This window comes from Rheinheimera sp. (assembly GCF_030824435.1).
In the GTDB taxonomy this organism is placed as follows: domain Bacteria; phylum Pseudomonadota; class Gammaproteobacteria; order Enterobacterales; family Alteromonadaceae; genus Pararheinheimera.
On sequence record NZ_JAVBXS010000014.1, the window covers coordinates 21,313 to 29,535 of the forward strand.

4 protein-coding genes are annotated in these 8,223 nt (G+C 49.6%); 3 read left to right on the plus strand and 1 reads right to left on the minus strand.

Annotation, left to right across the window (positions count from 1 at the left end):
* Positions 1-400: 400 nt before the first annotated feature.
* From gltB to RCH83_RS02070, 3 genes are all read left to right on the plus strand, one after another.
* Positions 401-4,867, plus strand: coding sequence for a glutamate synthase large subunit (gltB, locus tag RCH83_RS02060; protein ID WP_306518549.1), 4,467 nt, complete (start codon positions 401-403; stop codon positions 4,865-4,867).
* A 16-nt stretch (positions 4,868-4,883) separates the two neighbouring features.
* On the plus strand, positions 4,884-6,296 hold the full coding sequence (locus RCH83_RS02065; RefSeq protein ID WP_306518551.1) for an FAD-dependent oxidoreductase: 1,413 nt from the start codon (positions 4,884-4,886) through the stop codon (positions 6,294-6,296).
* Positions 6,297-6,578: 282 nt separating this feature from the next.
* Positions 6,579-7,169: a DUF6151 family protein gene (locus RCH83_RS02070; RefSeq protein ID WP_306518553.1), complete on the plus strand. Its 591-nt coding sequence runs from the start codon at positions 6,579-6,581 to the stop codon at positions 7,167-7,169.
* 178 nt (positions 7,170-7,347) lie between these two features.
* Here the strand turns inward: RCH83_RS02070 and RCH83_RS02075 are convergent.
* A partial coding sequence (locus RCH83_RS02075) for an acetylhydrolase (protein ID WP_306518555.1) occupies positions 7,348-8,223 on the minus strand: 876 nt, incomplete at its 5' end.

The window sequence follows — 8,223 nt, forward strand, 5'->3', positions numbered from 1 at the left end:
GGGTTAATACCCAAATCATTGATGATGCAGGTAGGCGGCAACTGAACGAATTGCTATCAGCATAAAGAACTATGCGATTGGCATCAGTGAAGGCAGCCCCTGCAACTTCAATGACAAAGGGTTAATACCCAAGTCATTGATGATGCAGGTAGGCGGTAACTGAACGAATTGCCATCAGCATAAAGAACTATGCAATTGGCATCAGTGAAGGCAGCCCCTGCAACTTCAATGACAAAGGGTTAATACCCAAGTCATTGATGATGCAGGTAGGCGGCAACTGAGCGAATTGCCAATCGCATAGTGAACTATGCGATTGGCATGAGTGAAGGCGGCCAACACCCCTGCAGCTTCAATGACGACGGGTATTTTTGAATGCAGGACAGGTTGGAGGGTTTATATCATGGGGTTGTATCACCACAGTCAAGCCAGAGAAAACTGTGGCTTTGGTTTGATTGCACATTTAGAGGGCACCGCCAGCCATCGTATCGTCCGTACCGCTATCAGTGGTCTGGATCGGATGCAGCATAGGGGTGGAATTTCGGCCGACGGTAAAACCGGTGACGGTTGTGGCTTGCTGATGCAAAAGCCAGACAGCTTTTTTCGGGCTATCGCCGAAGAAAATGGCTGGACCTTAGGTAAAAAATACGGTGTTGGTATTTTCTTTTTAAGCCAGGATCCGGTGAAAGCCGAATTTGCCAAACATATTGCCGAAACAGAAATAGCCCGCGAAACCTTAACTTTAGTAGGTTGGCGTGACGTGCCGGTAGACCCATCGGTGCTTGGTCCTATTGCGCTGGCTTCGATGCCAAAAGTGGTACAGGTGTTTGTCAGCGCCCAGCCAGGTTGGGGCGACCACGATTTAGAGCGCCGTTTATATATGGTGCGCCGTCGTATTGAAAAACAAATTCAAAACGACGACGATTTTTATATTCCAAGTTTTTCTAGTTTAGTGACCGTATTTAAAGGCCTGATGATGCCGGCCGATTTACCGGGTTATTATCTGGATTTAGCCGATATCCGCATGGAAACCGCGATTTGTGTGTTCCACCAGCGTTTTTCCACCAACACCATGCCACGTTGGGCTTTGGCACAACCTTTCCGTTTCCTGGCGCACAATGGTGAAATTAATACCATCACAGGCAACCGCCAATGGGCGCGTGCCCGTCAGTACAAGTTTGCTTCACCTTTGCTGCCGGATATTCAGAATGCTGCGCCTTTTGTTGGCCAAAAAGGTTCAGATTCGAGTTCACTCGACAATATGCTGGAGCTGTTTTTAGCAGGTGGCATGGATTTATTCCGTGCTATGCGGTTGCTGGTGCCGCCGGCATGGCAAGGCAATAAGGTGATGGATGACGACCTGAAAGCCTTTTACGAATTTAACTCCATGCATATGGAGCCATGGGATGGCCCAGCCGGTATTGTATTAACCAACGGTCAGCATGTGGCCTGTAATCTGGATCGCAATGGTTTGCGCCCTGCCCGTTTTGTCATTACCAAAGATAAATTATTAACGCTGGCTTCCGAAGTTGGCATCTGGGACTACACACCTGATGAAGTACAGGAAAAAGGCCGCGTGGGGCCGGGCGAGATGCTGGCAGTTGATACACAAACAGGAAAAATCTGGCGCTCCAACGAAATTGACCAAGACTTACGTGCCCGTCACCCGTACCGCCAATGGCTGACACAAAACGTCCAGCGTTTAGTGCCTTACGAAAAGTTTGAAGTCGACCTCATCGGCAAACGCGTTTTTACCGACGATGAAATGATGGTGTATCACAAGCTGTTTAATTACAGTTATGAAGAAATTGATCAGGTCATTACCGTGCTTGCCAAAGACGGTCAGGAAGCTGTCGGCTCTATGGGTGATGACACGCCGATGGCGGTGTTGTCGCGCAAGCCCCGCACCTTTTACGATTATTTCCGCCAGCAGTTTGCGCAGGTCACCAACCCGCCGATTGACCCTTTGCGCGAAGCGCACGTGATGTCGCTTGCCACCAGCATTGGCCGCGAGCACAACGTATTTTCCGAAACTGCAGGTTACGCCCGCCGTATTCAGTTTGAATCGCCGGTGATGATGTATTCGGATTTAAAACAGTTAAAAACTGCCGATGAAAAATACTACAAACATCAGATTTTCAGCCTGAACTACAACCCTGCTGATGAAACGCTGGAGCAGGCGGTTCGTCGTGTGGCGCAGGAAGCTATTGTGGCAGTGCGCGAGCACAAAGTGGTGCTGGTTATTCTGACCGACCGGCGTGTTGCACCAGAGCTTATTCCTATTCCGGCCGCTATGGCAGTGGGTGCAGTGCACCATGCGTTGGTTGATGCACAGCTGCGTTGTGATTCCAACATAGTGATAGAAACGGCAACTGCACGCGACCCACACCACTTTGCGGTGTTGGTTGGTCTTGGCGCGACCGGTATTTATCCGTTTTTGGCTTATGAAACTGTCGAACAGCTGTGTGAAAAAGGCTCGTTGAATATCACAGCGCGCGAAGCTGTGACGAACTACCGCAAAGGCATTAACAAAGGCCTTTATAAAATTATGTCCAAAATGGGCATTTCCACTGTGGCCAGTTATCGTTGCTCTAACCTGTTTGAAGCTGTGGGCGTGAACAAAAACGTGATGCAGCTGTGTTTCCCAGACGTGCCTTCACGTTTGGGCGGCGCCGACTTTGAAGATTTCCAGCAGGACGTGCAACAACGCGCCAATATGGCCTGGCTGAAACGTAAGCCATTGGATCACGGTGGTTTACTGAAATATGTGCACGACGGTGAATACCACGCTTACAACCCGGACGTAGTGCAAAGCCTGCAAAAAGCGGTGAAAAGTGGTTTGTATGAAGATTACAAAGTGTATTCCGACTTTGTAAATCAGCGTCCTGTGGCCCATATCCGCGATTTACTGACAGTGGTCAGCGAGCATGTATCGCCTATTTCGCTGGATGAAGTGGCACCGGCAGAGCAGCTGTACCCAAGGTTTGACAGCGCCGCTATGTCAATTGGTGCTTTAAGTCCGGAAGCGCATGAAGCTTTGGCCATTGCGATGAACCGTTTGGGCGGCCGTTCCAACTCAGGTGAAGGTGGTGAAGATCCACGCCGTTTTGGCACTGAAAAGAACAGCAAAATTAAACAGGTGGCGTCCGGCCGTTTTGGCGTAACACCGCATTATTTAGTCAATGCGGAAGTCATTCAAATTAAAGTGGCACAAGGCGCCAAGCCTGGTGAAGGCGGACAGCTGCCGGGTGAAAAAGTCACAGCCGAAATAGCCAGACTGCGTTATTCAGTGCCGGGCGTGACCTTAATTTCACCACCGCCGCACCATGATATTTATTCAATTGAAGATTTATCCCAGCTGATTTTTGACTTAAAACAGGTCAATCCGCAGGCGCTGATTTCAGTAAAACTGGTGTCAGAGCCGGGGGTTGGCACTATAGCAACAGGTGTGGCCAAAGCTTATGCCGACCTTATTACCATTTCAGGTTATGACGGTGGCACTGGTGCAAGTCCTTTAACATCAGTGAAATACGCAGGTTCGCCATGGGAGCTTGGCCTTGCCGAAGTGCATCAGGCCCTGGTGGAAAACGGCCTGCGTGACCGGGTGCGGCTGCAGGTGGATGGTGGTTTAAAAACCGGCCTCGATGTAGTGAAAGCCGCTATTTTAGGTGCTGAAAGTTTTGGTTTTGGCACAGGCCCTATGGTGGCTTTAGGTTGTAAGTTTTTACGTATTTGCCACTTAAATAACTGCGCCACCGGTGTTGCCACTCAGGACGCCACCCTTCGCCGCGACCACTTTAACGGTTTGCCGGAAATGGTGATGAACTACTTTAAATTTTTAGCGCTTGAAGTACGGCAGCTGATGGCACAGCTTGGTGTCAAAGAAATCACCGATTTAATTGGCCGCACAGATTTATTGGTACAACGTGAAGGCCAAACCGCACGGCAGGTTAAACTGGATTTATCACCCATTTTGCAGGCTTGTGGTGTCAAGTCCGATAAACCGCTGCACTGTATGCAAAATAACGACCCGTTCGATTCAGGCCCGCTGAACCAACAAATGGTCAGTAAATGTGTTGATATGGTCAAATATAAAACCGGTGGCCGGTTAAGTTTGCCTATCCGCAATACCGACCGCTCAGTGGGCGCGGCTTTGTCAGGGTTAATCGCTCGCCATCACGGTAATCAGGGCATGGCAACTGAGCCTATCGAAGTGCAGTTTGTGGGCACTGCCGGTCAGAGTTTTGGGGTCTGGAATGCCGGTGGCTTGCATATGTCTTTGCAGGGGGACGCCAACGATTATGTCGGTAAAGGCATGACAGGCGGACAACTGGCTATTTACCCGCCAAAAGGCGTCAGTTTTGCCCGCGACAACGCCACCATTGTTGGCAATACCTGTTTATATGGCGCAACCGGCGGTCGTTTTTACGCTGCAGGCCGTGCCGGTGAGCGTTTTGCCGTGCGTAACTCAGGCGCTATTGCGGTGATTGAAGGCACAGGCGACAACTGCTGTGAATATATGACAGGTGGAGTTGTGGTGGTGCTTGGTCAAACCGGTGTGAACTTTGGTGCCGGTATGACAGGTGGTTTTGCTTATTTATTTGATGAACATCAGGATTTAGCCCTTAGGGTCAACCCTGAACTGGTGGAATGTTTAGATGTCAGCACGCCAATCTTACAAGAGCATTTGCGTAGCCTGATTCATCAACATTTTGAAGCAACAGGCTCAGAGCGCGCGCACAAAATTTTGTCGTCGTTCCAGAGCTGCTTAAGCCAGTTTAAGTTGATTAAACCAAAAACCAGTGACGTGAATACGTTATTAGGTCACCGCGCACGCTCCTCAGCCGAGCTGCGGGTTCAGGCGATGTAAGGGTGGAGAATTAACCATGGCACAGAATGTTTATCAGTTTATTGATGTAAAGCGGGTCGATCCGCCGAAAAAGTCGCATGAAGATCGCACCATTAAATTTGTCGAAATTTATCAGCCAATGACCGACACCCAGGCCGCAGGTCAGGCCGACCGTTGTCTCGATTGTGGTAACCCCTATTGTGAATGGAAATGCCCGGTGCATAACTATATTCCGCAGTGGTTAAAGCTTGCTAACGACGGCAAGATTATTGAAGCTGCGGAATTATCACATAAAACCAATAGCTTACCTGAAGTCTGCGGCCGGGTTTGTCCACAAGACCGGCTTTGTGAAGGCGCTTGTACCCTGAACGAAGGTTTTGGTGCTGTCACTATTGGTTCTATTGAAAAATACATCACCGACAAAGCCTTTGAAATGGGTTGGCGGCCAGACTTATCGGCCGTGGTGAAAACCGATAAAAAAGTAGCGGTGATAGGCGCAGGCCCGGCAGGTTTGGCTTGTGCTGATGTGCTCATTCGTAATGGCGTCACGCCAGTAGTGTTTGATAAATATCCGGAAATCGGCGGCCTGCTGACCTTTGGTATTCCGCCTTTTAAACTGGAAAAAGGAGTGATGCAGCTGCGTCGCGAAATTTTCAGCGCTATGGGCATTGAATTCCGGTTAAACACCATAGTGGGCGTCGATGTCAGTTTTGACAGTCTGCTGGAAGAATACGATGCGGTATTTTTAGCGCTTGGCACTTACACCCCAATGGCCGGTGGTTTAGTCAACGAACAGGCTCCTGGCGTTTATGAAGCGCTGCCTTATTTAATTGGCAATATCAACAACTTAATGGGCTGGCAAACCGAACATCCATTTGTTGATCTAAAAGGCAAAAACGTAGTGGTGCTCGGTGGTGGCGACACTGCGATGGACTGCGTGCGCACCGCCATTCGTCAGGGTGCCAGCAAAGTGATTTGTGCTTATCGGCGTGACGAAGCCAATATGCCAGGCTCACGTAAAGAAGTACAAAACGCCCGCGAAGAAGGGGTTGAATTTATGTTTAACCTGCAGCCGCTTGGGATTGAAATCAACAATGAAGGCCGCGCTTGTGGTGTCAAGGTAGTATCCACAGCCCTTGGTGCGCCGGATGCTAAAGGCCGCCGCGCTGCTGAAGTGGTACCGGGCTCTGAGCAGGTGCTGGCTGCTGATGCTGTGGTGATTGCTTTTGGTTTTCAGCCAAGCCCACCAAAGTGGTTGCAGGACAAAGGCATTGAACTCGACAGCAAAGGCCGGGTGATTGCCAGTGAAAACAGCCTGTTTCCACTGCAAACTAATCAAGAAAAGATTTTTGCCGGTGGTGATATGGTGCGCGGCTCCGACTTAGTAGTGACAGCTATAGCCCAGGGCCGTAAAGCGGCTGAAGGCATGCTGGATTTTCTGGCGGTGTAAAGGCTTATAGCCGCCTGGCCCGAAGTTGTAACTGACGGCATCAGGGCGCAGCATATCAACAGCATAATGACTGACGTAACAAGCCGGTAACATGGAAAGCCGGCTTTTGATGCCGGCTTTTTACGGTTGTTTTTTATACAGCCGGCATCAAACATAAAAATAAAGAGATGTTGTTTTTGTTATATAACTAAAAAAACAACAATGGCTTAGATGAAGCTCATCCGCAGGCTTGGTGCATAACACAAGCCTGGCTCTGCCAAACATTCAAAAAAGGATTTTTGTATGCATCAGCTTCAATGTAAATGTGGTGTTGTGCGCGGCCATATCAATACCAAAGGCCTGCATAACAGGCTGATTTGTTATTGCACTGATTGCCGGGCTTATGCCCGGTTTTTAACCAAAGCCGCGGCCCATGCCCAGACCATTCTTGATACCTCAGGTGGCACTGAAATTATTCAGGTGGCGCAATCAGCGCTGCATTTCAGCAGCGGACAAGAACAACTGGCTGCGCTGAAACTGACCGAAAAAGGCATGGTACGCTGGTACTGCCAATGCTGTTTGACTCCTATTGGCAACATCTTGGCAAGCCCGACCGGAGCTTTTATTGGTCTTGTTCATAGTTGCCTGCAAAGGGCAGAGCTCGACGCAGATTTTGGTAACGAAGTGGCACTGCTTAATACCAACACAGCGCTTGGCTTTATAAAACAACGGGGTCTAGTCGGGGTGTTGTTCCGCTTTTTGTTGTTGCTGATCGGTGAGCGTCTAAGCGGCAGATACCGCCAGTCACCGCTATTTGATGCCGCTGGTTTGTTGCGCGTGAGTCCCAGAATACTGACAGAAGCAGAACTGCAACAATTAAAAGTGGCTGGCTGAAAGCGTCAGAAATCAACTTCAAGAAACTGTATGATATGGGCGCCAACCAGTCATTTTCAGTTTTAGAAGCCACTTTTCCGGACTACGCGCTGAATGTCTGTGAAGAACCCGCTTAGCGTCAGCCTGCTGTTGCAACTCAATGACCGGGTTATTTTTACCAAAAGGGCTTAGGTATTGATTAAGGCCGGGTTGCGGCATTCTGCTGTTGTTGCTCAAATCTGGCCAACAGTTGCCGGTGTTGTTGTTGCCACTGTCGCAACTGCTTTTTATCCTGCTGAAAAATGCCTTTGATAAAAGCACCGGACAAACTTTGTGTTGCCGCCTGCAATACCAGCGCCTGCACTTTCAGCTCAGGCCTTTGCCTTCTGCCCGAAAAAATATTGTGATTACCACCATAAAACACCGCCAGTACTTTTTCCGGGCCTGAGATAGCCTGGTAAATATCGATACGTTCGTCCGGTGTGGAGTGATAACCCGGTACTTCAATTTCGTCCATGGTATTGGTGATATGCAAAGTAGGCACAACAACATCGGCTAACACCTGAGCCAGCGGTTTGTCATTATAAAAAGGCGGTGCTGAAATTAACACGCCGGCGCTAAAGCGTTTATCGGTTAAATCCGGTTGATGTGGCTCTGCTTTGGCACCCAATAACAACATAGTGGTGTTGGCGCCATAAGAGTGCCCCGCCATCACCAGCCTGGATAAATCGAATAAAACAGCAAATTCTGACGCTAACAGCTGACTCAAACCAAAACGTACATCAGCCACCCTTGCCAATGCTTCCTCTTCACCGGCGGCACTCATCAGTCTGAATGGCAAGGTCAGCCTGCTGCCACGCCAGATTTGCCGGTCGCTGCCAATATGCTGCAGATGTAAACTGGCAATGCCCTGACTGGCCCAATATTTTCCCAAATAGGCATAACGGTCACGCGCCCCGCCCAGCCCATGAGAAAACACAATCAACGGCATTTTCCGAAGCTGCGCCTGTGCCGGCAAATATAACAAAGCCGGCACTTCACGGTTGCGGCTGCTGTCCAGCCATTGCAGTTCGTG

Bases quoted from the DNA above. Each gene is read 5' to 3' on its own strand.
- RCH83_RS02070 (WP_306518553.1), top strand. From the start codon at position 6,579: ATGCATCAGCTTCAATGTAAATGTGGTGTTGTGCGCGGCCATATCAAT.
- gltB (WP_306518549.1), top strand. From the start codon at position 401: ATGGGGTTGTATCACCACAGTCAAGCCAGAGAAAACTGTGGCTTTGGT.
- RCH83_RS02065 (WP_306518551.1), top strand. From the start codon at position 4,884: ATGGCACAGAATGTTTATCAGTTTATTGATGTAAAGCGGGTCGATCCG.